The organism is Arthrobacter sp. U41 (assembly GCF_007679325.1).
Classification (GTDB): Bacteria; Actinomycetota; Actinomycetes; order Actinomycetales; family Micrococcaceae; genus Arthrobacter.
Genome location: NZ_VEGI01000004.1, coordinates 166,570 through 181,514 on the forward strand (window position 1 = coordinate 166,570; position 14,945 = coordinate 181,514).

Below are 14,945 nucleotides of genomic sequence, written 5' to 3' on the forward strand. Positions count from 1 at the left end.
CTCCCGCCGACGCCGGCCGCGGCAGCCGCAAACGTCCGCGCGGCACCGGGATTTTTACGGTTTGCCTAAACTCCCCGCTGAGGAACGCCAGCCGAAAAAACGCGGAAATACGGGGTACGCTGGAAACGCAATGGGGCCGAACCATGCCCGCTTAAGCCCAGGAGCTTCCGTGTCTCAGCACGCCACATCTGATCCGTTCGACCCGGACCCCCGCCGCCCGGAACCCTTCGAGGACGCACCCCCCGCAACAGCCCCCGCTGCCCCCGGCAACGCAACTCCGCCCGCCGCAACACCTGCCGCGGCACCCAGCGCAGCGGACATCAAGCGGTGGCGGCAGTACCTCGCCGACGAACGCGCCGAAGCCTCTGTCTACCGGGACCTGGCCCAGAACCGCCACGGCGAAGAGCGCGAGATCCTCCTCGCCCTGGCCGAAGCCGAAGGCCGCCACGAGGCGCACTGGCTCCAACTTCTCGGCGACCAGGCCGGCCGCCCCCGCCCCGCCTCACTCCGCAGCCAGTTCCTGGGTTTCCTGGCACGCCACTTCGGCTCGGTGTTTGTGCTGGCCCTCGCCCAGCGGGCCGAAAGCCGGTCCCCGTACGCCACCGAACCCTCCGCCACGCCGGCCATGGTCGCCGACGAACAGATCCACGAGGAGGTGGTCCGCGGGCTCGCGACCCGGGGCCGCAACCGGCTTGCCGGCACGTTCCGCGCGGCCGTCTTCGGGGCCAATGACGGACTGGTCAGCAACTTGTCCCTGGTCATGGGCATGGCCGCCTCCGGCGTGGGCAGTTCCGTGGTCCTGCTCAGCGGTGTCGCCGGTCTGCTGGCCGGGGCTCTGTCCATGGGAGCGGGCGAATTTATTTCCGTGCGCTCTCAGCGCGAACTCCTGGCCGCTACGCTCCCAACCCAGATCACCCTGGCCGCCGCACCGTCGCTGGACATCGCCCACAACGAGCTCCTGCTGGTCTACCTGGCCCGCGGCATGTCGCGGGAGGCTGCCGAACACCGCGTCGCGGAGCGGATGGGCCTGCGCGACTGCGACTGCGATCCCAGCCTCTCCCTGCAGCCTGAGGTCCCGGAATCCCGTGACGAACACGAAGCAGTCGGCACCGCCTGGAGCGCGGCGGCGTCGAGCTTCTGTTTCTTCGCTTCCGGCGCCATCGTGCCCATCCTCCCCTTTGTCCTGGGTATGACCGGCGTCGCGGCGCTCGTGGTGTCCGCGGCTCTGGTGGGCCTGGCACTCCTGTTCACCGGCGGCGTCGTCGGGCTCCTTTCCGGCACTTCCCCCGCCACCCGCGGGCTCCGTCAGCTGGCGATCGGCATGGGCGCGGCCGGTGTGACGTACCTGCTGGGTATGGCCTTTGGCGCCGTGGTGGCCTAGTGGTCGGTCCTGAGTTCCGGGACCGGTCACCGCGGCACAGCCGTCCCCGCACCACCTGGCGGATGTTCCGCGGCCTCGCCGCCGCTGTGGTGATTGCCGGGGCCGCGTTCCTGGCCGCAGGCTTCATCTACGGGGATCCGCGCTTCTCGGGACTCTTCGAAGTCAACCGCGGATCCGGTCCGGGCACGGCGATGGCGGGCCAGCCCGGGCAGCCGGCTGTTGCTGAGCCGGTCGGGACGGACACGCCCCCGCCCGGCGTCGAAGAACAGGACCAGCCGCTGGGATACCCGCAGAAACCGGACGTCGCCAGTGATTCATACAAGTTCCTGGCCACAAACGGCGACGGCACCCCGGTGGGTTACTCGCCGTGCCGGCCACTGCACTACGTGGTGAACGCGGCGCTGGCTCCGGAAGGCGCCGAGCGCCTGGTCGAGGACGCGATCAGGACGATCTCCCGGGCCACCGGCATCCAGTTCGTCGACGACGGTCCCACCACCGAGGCGCCGTCGCAGGCCCGGATGCCGTATCAGCAGGACGTCTACGGGGAGCGCTGGGCGCCGCTGCTGATCGCGTGGACCACCCCGGACCAGGCGCCGCAGCTGAAGGGTCCGGTGATTGGCACCGGCGGCAGCACCCACTTCAGCTTCGGCGACGGCCCCAAGAGCTTTGTCACGGGCAGCCTGGAACTCGACGCCCCGCAGATCGCCGAGGACCTCGGCCAGCGGGACGGTTCCGCGTATGCCACCGCGGTGATCCTCCACGAACTCGGCCATGTCATGGGGCTGGAACATGTGGATGACCCGGTGCAGCTGATGTACCCGGAGATCGGCGCCCCGGACGGCCTGGCCGCCGGCGACCTGAACGGCCTGTACCAGCTGGGCAAGGCGGCGTGCCGCAAGGATCTCTGACCGGTCAGCGGTCCAGAACGGCGAGCGCTTCCTCCACGGTGTCCACCAGGAATATCCGGTTCTCCATGTGCCGTCCGGCCGCGAGGCTCTGCAGCAGGGGCCAGGCCGGGTAGCGCCGGAGCCAGTGCTCCTGCCCCACTAGCACCATCGGCATGATGGTCTCCGGGGTGCCGTAGTAGTTCTCGCAGGCATCCTGGAAGATCTCTTGCACGGTGCCGCCGGAGCCGGGCAGGAAGACAATGCCGCCGTTGCACAGTTCCAGGAGGATGGCCTCGCGGATGGCGTTCGCGAAGTACTTGGCGATGTGCGTGGCGAAGAAATTCGGGGGCTCGTGCCCGTAGAACCAGGTGGGGATCCCCAGCGACGGCGTGCCGTCCGGATGGCGTTCGACGACGGCGGCAGCGGACCGTGCCCACTCCGACACGGAGGGCAGGAACCCGGGAACCGCTGCGAGGTCGTCCAAGGCCCGCCGGAAGTCCTGCTCCGGGGCCTCGCTCAGGTAGGCGCCCAGGTTGGCAGCCTCCATCGAGCCGGGGCCGCCGCCGGTGGCAACCACCCGCCCATCCCTGGCCAGCAGCCGCCCCAGCTGCGCGGCCTCCTCGAATACTGCGGAGCCGCGGCTCGCGGCATGCCCGCCCATTACGCCCACCATGGTCCGCCCGGCGCAGAGTTCCGAGCGGGTCAGTTCATCGAGGGCATCGCCGATCGAATGGTCGTGCAGGGCGGCGGCCAGGGTGGAGTCCAGCCGGTGGCGCTGGCCCGGCTGGATGCTCCACTGGTACACCCTGGCGTCCGAGGTGTCCTCATAGCGCGAGTCGGAGATCCCCGCGTAGAGCTCCTGCGGGGTATAAAGCCGCCCGCGGTACGGGTTGAACGGTACCGCCTCCAGCTTGGGGAAGATCAGGGCGCCGCGGCTGCGCAGCGACTCCTCCACGCCGGCGTCAAAGGTGCATCCGAGGAAGATCCCGCCCTCCGCGTGCAGTGCGGCGAGCTGTGCCGTCCGGCCGCGCAGGTCCAGCGACTGGACATGCCAGCCCTGCATGGTTTTGGCCCCGGCCGCGGCCAGCCGGTCGAAGCTGTCGAGGGATTCGACCTCCAGCGTGCGGGGGCTGGGGTGCAGGCTGCGGGCGGCGCTCATGCGGTATGCCTAGTGCTGGCGGTCCGGGGTGGACCCCGTGCCGGAGGCTGCTTCGGAGCTCATGTATGCGTCAAGCTTGGCGAGGGTCTGCTCGATGTTGGCCGGGTGCCGGCGGAGGTAGCCGGCCAGGCGCAGGAGGATTCTGGCGCGTACATCCCGGGCATCCCACTGTTCGGTGACTAGAGTGCCCGGCTTTCCGTCGGAATCCGCGGCGGGCTCCAGCAGGTAGCGCCACACGTGGCCGCCGAAGTGCCGCCACGCGATCCGCCGGCCCTCCTCGAACTCGCACACCGTGTTGAGGATCTTGTAGTCCATTTTCATGTTCATTTCCATGCCGAACTTTGCACCCAGGGACAGCCGTTCGGGGCCGCGCGGCTGGGCACCTTTCACGGTGTCCGAGCCGTCGATCACGCTGTGCAGCGCAGGCGTGGCCAGCACCTCGAAGATGGCAACCGGCGTGGCGGCGATGAAACGGCTGCGGGACACAAGATATCTGTTCGTCATCCGGCAATCCTAGCCCTGCGCTGTGCCACGGAAATGTGTTGCAGAATAAACCATGCAGACTCCGCCCCTCCCCGGCAGCTGCCGGCCCCGCATCGGAATTCCCGTCCGGCTCAGCAGCTCTACTGACCCGGATCCGCGCGTGGCGGAGGCCAACCAGCTCTTTGACTACATCGTGGACCTGGTGCGCGACGGCGGCGGCGAACCGGTGCTGCTTGCGTCGCCAGATGAGCCGCTTGAAGCGCTCGACGGCGTCGTTCTTCCGGGCGGTGGCGACCTGGATCCCCGGCTCTACGGCGAGGAACCCGGCGTCGCCTGCTACGACGTCAGCCATGCCCAGGACGAGTTGGACCTGGCCGTTGCGCGGCGGTCGATCGACGCCGGGCTGCCGCTGCTCGGCATCTGCCGGGGGCACCAGCTACTCAACGTCCTCTACGGCGGAACCCTGATCCAGGACATGGACCCTGGCGCCGTGGCGCACCGGGAACCCGCACCTGCGCACGGCGCCGGGCCATGGGCCTGGCACGAGGTTGATGTGCACGGGGGAAGCAAGGTGGCTGGACTCTACGGTGGTCTCGGGAACGGCGGATTCGGGAACGGCGGATTCGGGAACGGCGGCCCGGGGAGTAACGGCCGGACGGACAGCACCGGCGTCACGGTCAAGATTGCCTCCGGCCACCATCAGGCCGTGGCGCGGGTCGCCGATGGGCTGGTGGTGACAGCTGTGGCCGGGGACGGCACCGTCGAGGCACTGGAGGATCCGGAGCGCTGGGTGGCATCCGTGCAGTGGCATCCCGAGGCCCTGGAACTCCCGGCCGAAGAACGGCTCGCCCCGTTCCGCGCCTTTGTGGGGATCTGCAGCCGTCGGCAGCACGGCCGTATGGTGTCCTGACATCCCCGGCTGTCCCCTGCTACTATCGGCTTAGGCAGTATGTCCTATCAAGCGAACATATGCCGGACACATATCTGGCGGCCGCACCGGGTTCCGGTCGGGGGCACAAGGGAGCGCTTCAACAGTGGCTATGCAAAAAGTGGCGAATCAACTTAATCTCAACATCGACCGGTCTTCCCCGGTGCCGCTTTACCACCAGGTGGTTCAGGGTATTGAAGCCGCGATCCATGGCGGAGTGCTTCCCCCGGGCAGCCGCCTCGACAACGAAATCGACCTTGCCGCCCAGCTGAACCTTTCCCGCCCCACCATGCGCAAGGCCATGGACGAACTGGTCCGCTCAGGCCTGCTGGTGCGCAAGCGCGGAGTCGGCACGCAGGTGGTCTCCAGCCAGGTCCGGCGCCCGCTGGAGCTGTCCAGCCTCTTCGATGACCTCAGCAACAACGGCAGCAAGCCCACCACCGAGGTGCTGAGCTTCTCCCACGACGAGGCCGACGCCGCCACCCGGGCGGCGCTCCAGCTTCCCGCCGGCGCGAAGGTCTACCACTTCACCCGGCTCCGGAAGGTCGGCGGAAAACCGCTGGCACTGATGGAGAACTGGGTCCGCGATGACATCACGTCCATCGACGAGGCACTTCTCGGCGCGCAGGGCCTCTACGGGATCCTCCGCAACGGCGGGGTGAACTTCCGCCTCGCCTCGCAGCGCATCGGGGCCATGATCGCCAACGACTACCAGGCGTCGCTGCTGGACACCACCCCCGGTTCAGCCCTCGTCACCATGGAACGCACCGCCGTCGATGACACCGGACGCCAGGTGGAGACCGGGCACCACGTCTACCGCGCTGATTCCTACAGCTTCGAAATGACGCTCGTCCAACGCTAGACGCGACAACGAAAGGGCACCACTTATGGCCAACTGGGTCTATCCGCTCGGCACCGCCGCCCAAGGCACCTGGGACGTCTCCCTGGGAACGTCCGATTCCACGCTGGAGGTGTCGGGCTGGACCCACACCGGCCTGAAGGTCGCCACACTGGCGGCCGCGGCCGCCGTCGAACTTCCCGCCGCGGACGAGGAACGCATCGTGGTCCCGCTCAACGGCGCCTTTACGGTGTCCGTCGACGGCGACGAGTATCGGCTGGCCGGCCGGGACAGCGTCTTCAGCGGCCCCAGCGACGTCCTTTACACCGGAACGGGCAAGGCGGTGACCATCAGTTCGTCCGACGGCGGACGCGTTGCCGTGGCCACTGCCCCGGCCAAATCCTCGTACCCGACGCGCCTCATCACGGCCGCCGAGACGCCGGTGGAACTGCGCGGTGCCGGTAACTGCTCCCGCCAGGTCCACAATTTCGGCACCCCCGCTGCGCTGGAGGCGGACCGCTTCATCGTCTGCGAGGTCCTCACGCCGGCCGGCAACTGGTCCTCCTACCCTCCGCACAAGCACGATGAGGAGAAGGACGGCGAGACCAGCCTCGAGGAGATCTACTACTTTGAGACCCGGGTCTCCGCCGGCGCGCCGGCGCGGCCGGGAGCGGACGACGCGATCGGCTACCAGCGTGTCTACGCCTCAGACGAGCGGCCCATCGACGTCTCCGCGGAAGTGCGGACAGGTGACGTCGTCCTGGTGCCCTACGGCTGGCACGGTCCGGCCATGGCAGCCCCGGGCTACGACCTGTACTACCTCAACGTGATGGCGGGCCCCGGCCCGGTCCGCGACTGGCTCATCAGCGACGACCCGCACCACGGCTGGATCCGCCAGACCTGGGAAGGCCAGGACCTGGACCCGCGGCTGCCGTTCGGCGCCTGAACCTGAACTACCTATCCACGCGAGCTTGCAGCGCAAAGAACCCCGGAGCCACCAGGCTCCGGGGTTCTTTCGTCTCTGGCGCTGCACCCCGGTGACGGAACCGGGGTGGAGCGCCGGCTTAGCGGGCCACGGTCTGGACCACGCGGACCGGCACCCCGGTCGCGAGGGATTCCTGCGCGGCGTCGGCCACCCGGGAGGCTGCAACCGCGTCCTCGGGGGTGCAGGGGTTGTCGCGGCGGCCCAGGATCAGCTCGACGAAGGCCGCCATCTCGGAGCGGTAGGCCTGGTCGAACCGCTCGGCGAACGTGTGGTGGGGCTCCCCCGCTGGGAACGTGACCCCGGCTTCGGCGGACGCCAGCGCGGTTTTGTCATCCAGGCCCACCATGAGCGAACTGCGGGAACCCTGGATCTCCAGGCGCACGTCGTGGCCGGCGCCGTTGTACCGCGTGGCCGAAACCGTCCCGACCGTGCCGTCGTCGAACGTCACCAGCGCGAGGGCTGTGTCCACATCGCCGGCCGCACCGATGGCCGGGTCCCCGTTGTTGGAACCCCTGGCATAGACCTCGACGATTTCCCGGCCGGTGAGCCAGCGCAGGATGTCGAAATCGTGCACCGAGCAGTCCCGGAACAATCCGCCGGAGCTGGCCAGGAACTCGACCGGCGGCGGCGCCATGTCACACGTGACAGCGCGCAACGAGTGGATCCAGCCCAGTTCCCCGGCCTGGTAGGCCCGCCGGGCCTCCTGGTAGCCTGCGTCGAAGCGCCGCTGGTGGCCGATCTGGACCACGCCCTGCCGTTCGCGGATGTAATCGAGCACGGGCAGGGCATCCGCCACGTTCAGGGCCACGGGCTTCTCGCAAAAGACTGGGATCCCGGCGTCCACGCCCGCCTTGATCAGCTCTGGATGGGTCCCGGTTCCCGTGGCGATGACCAGTCCGTCCAGCCCGGAGGCGAGGAGCGCCTGCACCGAGGGCAGGAACTCGGCACCGAGCCCGGCGGCGACGGCCCGGGCGTGGTCGGCGGCGACGTCGGTGAGCCGGAGCCGGACGTTGATGCCCTGCGGATGCAGCACCTCGTTGAGCGCTGCGATGTTGTTGGCGTGCATCACGCCGATCCGGCCGACGCCGACCAGTCCGAGGATTACGTCCTTCATGCTCCTGCTTCCGCGTGTAGTGCGGGCACGGCGAATGCTGCCCGAAAGGCCTCCAGGGCCGCGTAGCTGTCACCGCTGGCCCAGGCTTCCATGCCCACGGTTCCGTCGTAGCCGGCCTCCGCGAGCGCCCTGGCGACGGCGGCGTAGTTGATTTCCCCGGTGCCGGGTTCGCAGCGCCCGGGAACATCGGCCACCTGGATTTCGCCGAGGTAGGGCAGGGCGTTCCGGACGAGCTCGATCAGGTTCCCCTCCCCCATTTGGGCGTGATAGAGGTCCAGCATGAGCCTGGCGTTGGGGTGCCCGGCCGCCTGGACCAGCGCCAGGGTGTCCTTGGCGCGGGCCAGCGGGATGCCGGGGTGGTCCAGGATGGTGTTGAGGTTCTCAAGGCAGAAGGTCACCCCGTACTTCTCGCCGAGCCGGCCCAGCCGCTCCAGGGTCCGCGCCCCCGTGGTCCACATGTGGCCGCTGGACCGGTAGACCGGACGGGCCGCCTGGCCGTCGATGAGTTCAGCCGGGTGCACCACCAGTCGGCTCACACCGAGCTCCAGGGCGGTGGGGATGAGCGTCTCCGCCGTCCGCACCACGTCGTCGGCCGTGCCCGGGTCAACCAGGCTGCCGGCGGTGTAGCCCGTCATGGAGGAAAACACCGCCCCGGTGGCCTTGAGCGCGCCGATGTCCTTGGTCCGGGAGTCCCAGAGTTCGACGTCGAAGCCGGCCTCATGGATCCGGCGCACCCGCTCCGTGAACGGGAGGTCGGTGAAGACCATCTCGGCGCAGACGGCAAGCCGCATCAGAGGACTGCCGTCTCGTTGACGGCCGCTGTGTTGACCGCCGCTGTATTGACCCTCACGGGGGTGCCGGCCTTGACCGATTCGATGCAGGCCAGCGCCATGGCCAGCGCGCGCCGGGCGTCCGCTCCCCCGGGCGTAAGTGAGTACGCGGCCGACGACGGCGCCGCATCGTCGCTGCTGCCGTCCCGCCGTGCCCGCACGGCGTCGGCGAAGTCGGCGAGTTCGTCCGTGTAGGCCTGGCGGAAGAGCTCGACGTTCAGCCGTGGGGTGTCCGCCGACATGCCGTCGGCGGTGTAGCGGCGGGCGACGGTTTCCGTGGCCCGCCCCGCCTGCACCATGCCCTTGGAACCGAAGACTTCCCCGCGGATGTCGTAGCCGTAAAGGGCGCTGAAGCTTGCCTCGGCCACGGCGATGGCACCGTTGCTGTAGCGGATGGTCACCACCGCCGTGTCCAGGAAACCCTGGCCCCGCAGTCCCGGTTCCACGAGCGCATCGGCGATGGCGTAGACCTCCACCGGCTCCGCGCGTTCGTTGAACCAATTCAGGGTATCGAAGTCGTGGATCAGGGTTTCCAGGAAGACGGTCCAGGCCGGGACCCTGGCCGCGTGGGGAATGCTTCCGGTGCCGGGATCCCGGGTCAGCGAGCGCAGCAGCTGCGGCGTTCCGGCTGTTCCCGCGGCGAGGTCCTTCTTGGCGGCCTGGAAGTCGGCAGCGTACCGGCGGTTGAAGCCGACCTGGAAGTGCACACCGGCCGCCTCCACGGCGGCCAAGGCGGCGTCGAGCTCGTCCAGGCCCAGCCCGGCCGGCTTCTCACAGAACACATGTTTACCGGCGGCGGCGGCCTGGGCGATCAGGGTCGAATGGAAGCGCGCCGGGCTCGCGATGATCACGGCGTCGATCTCCGGGTCGGCCAGAATGTCGGCGGCGTCCGCCGTCACCTTGCTGGCACCCAGGACGGAGGCCAGAGCCGTGGCAGACTCAACATTGGGGTCCGCGATGGCGGCGAGCTCGGCGCCGGGGACCCGGCGTGCGATGCTCTCGGCGTGGAAAGCGCCCATCCAGCCGGAGCCGATCAGTCCGATCGTCACCGGCTGGGTTGCGCCGGACGGGGTGCGGTTCAGGTAAGCCAAAGGCTTGTCCTTTCAAGAATCGGGACGGCAGGTTACCCGTAGGTTTTGCCGGTTGTCTGGGTCACGTCGGCCACTTCGCCCTTGACTTCCTTGACGATGTCGCCGTGGCCGCCGAGTTGTTCGAGTTCGTGGGCCAGTTCGGCGAGTTCGGCGCCGCCGGCCATTTGGGCAGTGAGCTCGTCGAGGGTGATGTCCTTTTTGTCGTAGTAGCCGATCGACTTGCCGCGCTTGAGCAGCAGGAACCGGTCACCGACGGGGAAGGCGTGGTGGGGGTTGTGGGTGATGAAGATGACCCCGAGGCCCCGGTCGCGGGCCTGCAGGATGTAGCGGAGTACCACGCCGGACTGCTTCACACCCAGGGCCGCGGTGGGCTCGTCCAGGATCAGGACCTTCGCGCCGAAGTACACGGCCCGGGCGATCGCGACGCACTGGCGTTCACCGCCGGAGAGCTGGCCGATGGGCTGTTCCACGTCGCGGAGGTCAATGCCCATCGCGGCGAGTTCCTTGAGCGTGATCTCCTTCATCTTCTCCACGTCCATGCTCTTGAACGGGCCGAAGCCGGACGTGAGCTCGGAGCCGAGGAAGAAGTTCCGCCAGATCGGCATCAGGGGCACCACGGCGAGGTCCTGGTAGACGGTGGCGATGCCGGCGTCCAGGGCGTCCCGGGGGGAATCGAACTTCCGTTCCTCGCCCATGACGTTCAGGACCCCGGCGTCGTGCTGGTGCAGTCCGGCGATGATCTTGATCAGCGTGGACTTGCCGGCGCCGTTGTCCCCCAGGACGCAGGTGACGCGGCCGTTGTCCACGGCCATGGTGACGTCGGACAGGGCGATGATGTTGCCGTAGTGCTTGCCGACGCCCTCAAGGGAGAGCAGGTGGACGGGGGTGTGGGTGAGGGGATCTTTTTCGTTCTGGAGCAGCGTTTGCTGGTCGATGTCGTTGGCATTCATTTCTCTAAGCCCCTTTTACTTGAGTTCCGCGCGGCGCTTGACGATGAGGTTGACAATGGTGGCCAGCAGCAGCATCAGGCCGAGGAAGAACTTGAACCAGTCGGGGTTCCACTGCGCGTAGACGATGCCCTTGTTGGCCATGCCGAAGATGAACGCACCGATCGCGCCGCCGATCGCCGAGCCGTAGCCGCCGGTCAGGAGGCAGCCGCCGATCACCGCGGCGATGATGTAGAGGAACTCGTTGCCCACGCCCTCACCGGACTGCACGGTGTCGAAGGCGAAGAGGTTGTGCATGCCCAGGATCCAGCCGCAGAAGCCAACGCCCATGAACAGGCCGATCTTGGTGGCCTTGACCGGGACACCCACGGCGCGGGCCGCGTTCGCATCGCCGCCTACCGCGAAGATCCAGTTGCCCACCCGGGTCCGCATCAGCACCCAGGTGGCCACCGCGACGAGCGCTATCCAGATGAACACCGTGATTTTGACGTCGACGCCGGCGATGTTCACCGAGGACGCGAACACGGCCCGGGCGGAGTCGAAGCCCTCCATGTTCGAAATCGAGGGCGATGACACGCCGCCGCCGATCAGGCGGGTCAGGCCCAGGTTCAGGCCGGTCAGCATCAGGAACGTGGCCAGGGTGACGATAAAGCTGGGCAGCTTGGTCTTCATCAGGATCCAGCCGTTGACGTAGCCGATGCCCAGGGACACCAGCAAGGCCAGGCCAACGCCGACCCAGACGTTCGTGCTGAAGTACCAGCTGAACATCGACGCCGTCAGCGCCGAGGAGATCACGGCGACACCGGTGGACAGGTCGAACTCCCCGCCGATCATCAGCAAGGACACCCCCACCGCCATGATCCCGATGGTGGAGGAACCGTACAGCACGGTCGCGAAGGCATTCGGCTGGGTAAACGTCGGCGATACCAACGCGAAGAAGACAAACAGGACGATCGCACCCACCAGGGCGCCAATCTCGGGCCGGCCTAGCAACTTCTGGAACGGACTGCGTTTGGCGACACGCTCGTCGGCCGCAGCCGACCCTGCCTTTGTCTTTGTCTGGGTGATGGTCATGGTAGCTCTCCTTGCTGCCGGGCCGACGTGAGCCGGCCCGGCCAGCGGACTGTTAGCGGATGCCCTGCTGGGCGAAGGTCAGGACATCGGCTGCATTGGATTTGTCGACCAGGCTCGGGCCGGTAAGAACCGACTGGCCCCCGCCAATGGTGAAGCCGCCGCGCTTGTTCTGCCACAGCGCGTCAATGGCGCCGTAGCCCTGCAGCCACGGCTGCTGGTCCACGGTGAACAGCACTGCACCATCGACGATCTTCTGGGCGAGATCTGCGTTCAGGTCGAAGCTTGCAACCTTGGCCGAGCTGCCGGCGTCCGTGACCGACTTGAGGAGGGTCAGGGTGATGGGGGCGCCGAGGCCGATGATGACGTCGGCGTCCGTTGAAGCCTGGAGCTTGGCCGTCGCCGTGGACTGGACGGAGGTCATGTCTTTTCCGTCGACGTACAGGATCTCCGTTGCGGGCACCTTCGCCTTGACGCCGGCGCACCGTGCTTCAAGTCCGACGTGGCCCTGTTCCTGGATCACGCAGACCGGTTTCTTGAAGTTCTCCGCCGCGAGCCGGGTGCCGACTGCTTCACCGGCAAGATTTTCGTTCGAGCCAAAGTGGGTGAAGGCCCCCAACTGCGCCGAGACGCCCTCGCCGGCGTTCAGGCTCACCACCGGGATTCCGGCGTCGGTGGCTTTCTTCAGGACGTCTTTGAGGGCTTCGGGCTTCGCAAGCGTGACCGCGATGCCGTCGACCTTCTGGTCGATAGCCTGCTGGATGAGCTGGGCCTGGCGCCCGGCTTCGGGATCGGACGTATAGAGGAGCTCAACGTTGTCCTTCGCGGACGCCTCCTCGGCCCCCTTCCGGACGATGTCCCAGAAGGTGTCACCTGCAGCGGCGTGGGTGATCAAGGCAATCTTCATCCGCTCCGTGGAGGCGACCTGGCCGCCGGCGGCCGCGTCGCCGGAGTCTGCGGGCTTGCCGCCGGTGCTGGAACACGCGCTCAGGGCCAGCATGGGTACCACGGCCGCCACGAGGGCCGTCTTCCGCCACGAGAACTTGGTCACGATTAATCTCCTTTGATTCCGGGCCCCGCCGACCGCTTCTTTGCGGCAGTCCATGAGCCACCTACAACTGATCATGGTGATTTACCTCACGCATGTCAATAGTTTGTCCTGACATTAGGATGTAATCACGTAACGATTGACTTGTGGCCCGTAAAGGACAACCGGATTCCCGGGCCCCTCCGCGCCGCGCCCTGCTGCCGGAAAACGCCGGCGACGGCGGCAGCCCAAGGCCGCCGCCGTCGTCGCGATGTCCGAAAATGTAGTTGAAGACGCTAGGCCCGCTGGAGTTCCGCGCCCTCCCGCTCGCTGTCCGGACCGGCGAGGCCGGCCGCGGCGGGAGCGCCGTCGCGTCCGCCGCTCTGTCCGCCGCCGCGCCGCTTCGCGGCAGTTGCGGCGACCACCATCACGGCCAGGCCCAGCAGAGTGATCCCGGTGCCGGCCCAGATGGGCGAGGTGTAGCCGAGGCCGGCCGTGATGGTCACGCCGCCCAACCACGCGCCGAGGGCGTTGCCCACATTGAAGGCACCGATGTTGGCGCCGGAGGCCAGGGTGGGGGCGGTTGTGGCGTACTTCATGACGCGCATCTGAAGTCCGGGGACCGTGGCGAAGCCGAAGCCGCCCAGCAGCACCATGGAGGCGATGGTCATGGGCTGGTGTCCGGCCGTGAGGGCGAAGACCACGAGGACCACAACCAGGGCGGAGAGGGCCACGAGCAACGTGCGGTCCACGTTCCGGTCGGCCGCCTTGCCGCCCGCGGTGTTGCCGATGAGCAGGCCCACGCCGAAGAGAATCAGCAGCCACGGCACGGTGGAGGCGGAGAATCCGGTGACTTCGGTGAGTGTGAAGGCGATGTACGTGAAGGCGCCGAACATGCCGCCGTAGCCGAGGATGGTGACCAGGATGGAGAGCCAGACCTGGCCGGACCGGAAGGCCCGGAGCTCCCCGCGCAGTCCGCCGGCCTGGCCCGCGCCGGTTTTTGGAACCAGGGCGAGGATGCCGGCCAGCGCCAGCACGCCGATGGCGGTGATCGCCCAGAAGGTGGAGCGCCAGCCGGCGGCCTGGCCCAGCATGGTGCCGAACGGCACGCCCAGGACATTGGCCGCCGTCAGGCCGGTGAACATGATGGCGATGGCCCCGGCTTTTTTGGTGGGGGCGACCATACTGGCGGCCACCACCGCGCCGATGCCGAAGAAGGCGCCGTGTGCCAGCGCCGCGATGATGCGGCCGACCATCATCAGCGAGTAGTCCGGCGCGACGGCCGAGATCAGGTTGCCGGCGATGAACAGCACCATCAGCACGGCCAGGACCGGCTTGCGCTCGAAGCGCGTTACGGCGGCGGTCAGGATCAGGGCCCCGACCACGACGGCGAGCGCGTAGCCGGAGATCAGCCAGCCGGCCGTGGCCTCGCTGACGCGGAAGTCCGCGGCCACTTCGGGCAGCAGGCCCATGATGACGAACTCGGTGAGTCCGATACCGAACCCGCCGAGGGCGAGTGCTATCAGGCCGATTGGCATGGAGGAGCTCCTTCAAAACTGTACGGAAAGAATTGCGAAGCGTAAGCTATTAGTTGCAGACGCGTTATTTATTGTTGCACAAGCAAGTATGCCGCGCAAGCAACTAATTTGTGGGCTGCCACCGTTCCGGTACTTGCGGGGCAGGCAGGCTGATCTGAAGGGAAGAACTGATGGGCATCAAGGACGACGCCGTGGAGGTCCGGGCGCAAGGCTGGCGGACCCTGGCGGCCCTGCACGGACTGATCGAGGCGGAGCTGGAACGCGCGCTGCAGGCGGTGGCCCAGCTGTCCGTCGTGGAGTACACCGTGCTGGATGCGCTGAGCCGCCAGGACGGCTGGCACATGCGCATGCAGCAGCTGGCCCGCGCCACCGCGTTGAGCGCGAGCGCCACCACACGGCTGGTCAACCGGCTGGAGGACCGCGGCCTGCTGACCCGGATCCTGTGCGCCGATGACCGCCGCGGGATCTACACCGAGCTCACCCCGGGCGGCATCAAGCTGCTGGACGAGGCCCGGCCCAGCCACGACGCCACGCTGGAGCGTGCGCTGGCCGAGGCGCAGGAGGTACCGGAGCTGGCGCCCCTGGTCGATGCGCTCCCGAAGCTGCACGCGCACGCGTAACCGTCTAGCTCCATCCCGCGGTGGCGGGGCGGGGCTTGCGTCTGGG

Annotated in this window: 15 protein-coding genes; 6 read left to right on the top strand and 9 right to left on the bottom strand. The window is 67.9% G+C overall.

Translation table 11 applies throughout. From position 1 onward, the window contains the following. Positions 1 to 169 precede the first annotated feature (169 nt). Together FS787_RS13585 and FS787_RS13590 are read left to right on the top strand one after the other, a co-directional pair. The gene (locus FS787_RS13585) at positions 170 to 1,381 is read left to right on the top strand and encodes a VIT1/CCC1 transporter family protein (protein WP_260982558.1); all 1,212 of its coding nucleotides are present in this window, start codon (positions 170 to 172) and stop codon (positions 1,379 to 1,381) included. Next, positions 1,381 to 2,289, top strand: a complete 909-nt coding sequence (locus tag FS787_RS13590; protein WP_260982559.1) for a matrixin family metalloprotease — start codon at positions 1,381 to 1,383, stop codon at positions 2,287 to 2,289. The genes FS787_RS13585 and FS787_RS13590 overlap by 1 nt, the downstream gene beginning before the upstream one ends. A 4-nt stretch (positions 2,290 to 2,293) precedes the next feature. Here FS787_RS13590 and FS787_RS13595 read toward each other — a convergent pair whose 3' ends face one another. Next, positions 2,294 to 3,427, bottom strand: coding sequence for an LOG family protein (locus FS787_RS13595; protein WP_144673036.1), 1,134 nt, complete (start codon positions 3,425 to 3,427; stop codon positions 2,294 to 2,296). A 9-nt stretch (positions 3,428 to 3,436) separates the two neighbouring features. Further along, the gene (locus FS787_RS13600) at positions 3,437 to 3,931 is read right to left on the bottom strand and encodes an SRPBCC family protein (protein ID WP_144673038.1); all 495 of its coding nucleotides are present in this window, start codon (positions 3,929 to 3,931) and stop codon (positions 3,437 to 3,439) included. A 52-nt stretch (positions 3,932 to 3,983) separates the two neighbouring features. Here FS787_RS13600 and FS787_RS13605 point away from each other — a divergent pair, with 52 nt between their 5' ends. The 3 genes from FS787_RS13605 to iolB all read left to right on the top strand — a co-directional run bounded on the left by FS787_RS13605 (position 3,984) and on the right by iolB (position 6,622). Further along, the gene (locus FS787_RS13605) at positions 3,984 to 4,820 is read left to right on the top strand and encodes a gamma-glutamyl-gamma-aminobutyrate hydrolase family protein (protein ID WP_144673040.1); all 837 of its coding nucleotides are present in this window, start codon (positions 3,984 to 3,986) and stop codon (positions 4,818 to 4,820) included. A gap of 139 nt (positions 4,821 to 4,959) precedes the next feature. After that, positions 4,960 to 5,700 (top strand): GntR family transcriptional regulator, encoded by a 741-nt coding sequence (locus FS787_RS13610; RefSeq protein ID WP_144673042.1) that lies wholly within the window; start codon positions 4,960 to 4,962, stop codon positions 5,698 to 5,700. A gap of 25 nt (positions 5,701 to 5,725) precedes the next feature. Then, positions 5,726 to 6,622 (top strand): 5-deoxy-glucuronate isomerase, encoded by an 897-nt coding sequence (iolB, locus tag FS787_RS13615; RefSeq protein ID WP_144673044.1) that lies wholly within the window; start codon positions 5,726 to 5,728, stop codon positions 6,620 to 6,622. 118 nt (positions 6,623 to 6,740) lie between these two features. On the opposite strand, the gene FS787_RS13620 is transcribed toward iolB, so the two are convergent. The 7 genes from FS787_RS13620 to FS787_RS13650 all read right to left on the bottom strand — a co-directional run bounded on the left by FS787_RS13620 (position 6,741) and on the right by FS787_RS13650 (position 14,279). Then, a complete protein-coding gene (locus tag FS787_RS13620; RefSeq protein WP_144673046.1) occupies positions 6,741 to 7,775 on the bottom strand; it encodes a Gfo/Idh/MocA family oxidoreductase in 1,035 nt (344 codons plus the stop codon). Beyond that, complete coding sequence (locus FS787_RS13625; protein ID WP_144673048.1) at positions 7,772 to 8,566, bottom strand: TIM barrel protein; 795 nt, start codon at positions 8,564 to 8,566, stop codon at positions 7,772 to 7,774. The genes FS787_RS13620 and FS787_RS13625 overlap by 4 nt, the downstream gene beginning before the upstream one ends. Then, entirely contained in the window at positions 8,566 to 9,696 is a 1,131-nt protein-coding gene (locus tag FS787_RS13630; RefSeq protein WP_144673050.1) for a Gfo/Idh/MocA family oxidoreductase, read from the bottom strand. The genes FS787_RS13625 and FS787_RS13630 overlap by 1 nt, the downstream gene beginning before the upstream one ends. A gap of 32 nt (positions 9,697 to 9,728) precedes the next feature. Continuing rightward, complete coding sequence (locus FS787_RS13635; protein ID WP_144673052.1) at positions 9,729 to 10,646, bottom strand: ATP-binding cassette domain-containing protein; 918 nt, start codon at positions 10,644 to 10,646, stop codon at positions 9,729 to 9,731. Between the two features lie 15 nt (positions 10,647 to 10,661). Then, positions 10,662 to 11,717 (bottom strand): ABC transporter permease, encoded by a 1,056-nt coding sequence (locus FS787_RS13640; RefSeq protein ID WP_144673054.1) that lies wholly within the window; start codon positions 11,715 to 11,717, stop codon positions 10,662 to 10,664. Positions 11,718 to 11,769: 52 nt separating this feature from the next. Continuing rightward, on the bottom strand, positions 11,770 to 12,765 hold the full coding sequence (locus tag FS787_RS13645; protein ID WP_144673056.1) for a substrate-binding domain-containing protein: 996 nt from the start codon (positions 12,763 to 12,765) through the stop codon (positions 11,770 to 11,772). A 272-nt stretch (positions 12,766 to 13,037) separates the two neighbouring features. Beyond that, complete coding sequence (locus tag FS787_RS13650) at positions 13,038 to 14,279, bottom strand: MFS transporter (RefSeq protein ID WP_144673058.1); 1,242 nt, start codon at positions 14,277 to 14,279, stop codon at positions 13,038 to 13,040. Positions 14,280 to 14,449: 170 nt separating this feature from the next. Here FS787_RS13650 and FS787_RS13655 point away from each other — a divergent pair, with 170 nt between their 5' ends. Further along, on the top strand, positions 14,450 to 14,899 hold the full coding sequence (locus FS787_RS13655) for a MarR family winged helix-turn-helix transcriptional regulator (RefSeq protein ID WP_144673060.1): 450 nt from the start codon (positions 14,450 to 14,452) through the stop codon (positions 14,897 to 14,899). The last annotated feature ends 46 nt before the right edge of the window (positions 14,900 to 14,945 follow it).

Excerpts from the sequence above, each read along its gene's own strand:
- FS787_RS13595 (WP_144673036.1), bottom strand. The coding sequence starts at position 3,427 with ATGAGCGCCGCCCGCAGCCTGCACCCCAGCCCCCGCACGCTGGAGGTC.
- FS787_RS13600 (WP_144673038.1), bottom strand. The coding sequence starts at position 3,931 with ATGACGAACAGATATCTTGTGTCCCGCAGCCGTTTCATCGCCGCCACG.
- FS787_RS13605 (WP_144673040.1), top strand. The coding sequence starts at position 3,984 with ATGCAGACTCCGCCCCTCCCCGGCAGCTGCCGGCCCCGCATCGGAATT.
- iolB (WP_144673044.1), top strand. The coding sequence starts at position 5,726 with ATGGCCAACTGGGTCTATCCGCTCGGCACCGCCGCCCAAGGCACCTGG.
- FS787_RS13620 (WP_144673046.1), bottom strand. The coding sequence starts at position 7,775 with ATGAAGGACGTAATCCTCGGACTGGTCGGCGTCGGCCGGATCGGCGTG.
- FS787_RS13625 (WP_144673048.1), bottom strand. The coding sequence starts at position 8,566 with ATGCGGCTTGCCGTCTGCGCCGAGATGGTCTTCACCGACCTCCCGTTC.
- FS787_RS13635 (WP_144673052.1), bottom strand. The coding sequence starts at position 10,646 with ATGAATGCCAACGACATCGACCAGCAAACGCTGCTCCAGAACGAAAAA.
- FS787_RS13640 (WP_144673054.1), bottom strand. The coding sequence starts at position 11,717 with ATGACCATCACCCAGACAAAGACAAAGGCAGGGTCGGCTGCGGCCGAC.
- FS787_RS13650 (WP_144673058.1), bottom strand. The coding sequence starts at position 14,279 with ATGCCAATCGGCCTGATAGCACTCGCCCTCGGCGGGTTCGGTATCGGA.
- FS787_RS13655 (WP_144673060.1), top strand. The coding sequence starts at position 14,450 with ATGGGCATCAAGGACGACGCCGTGGAGGTCCGGGCGCAAGGCTGGCGG.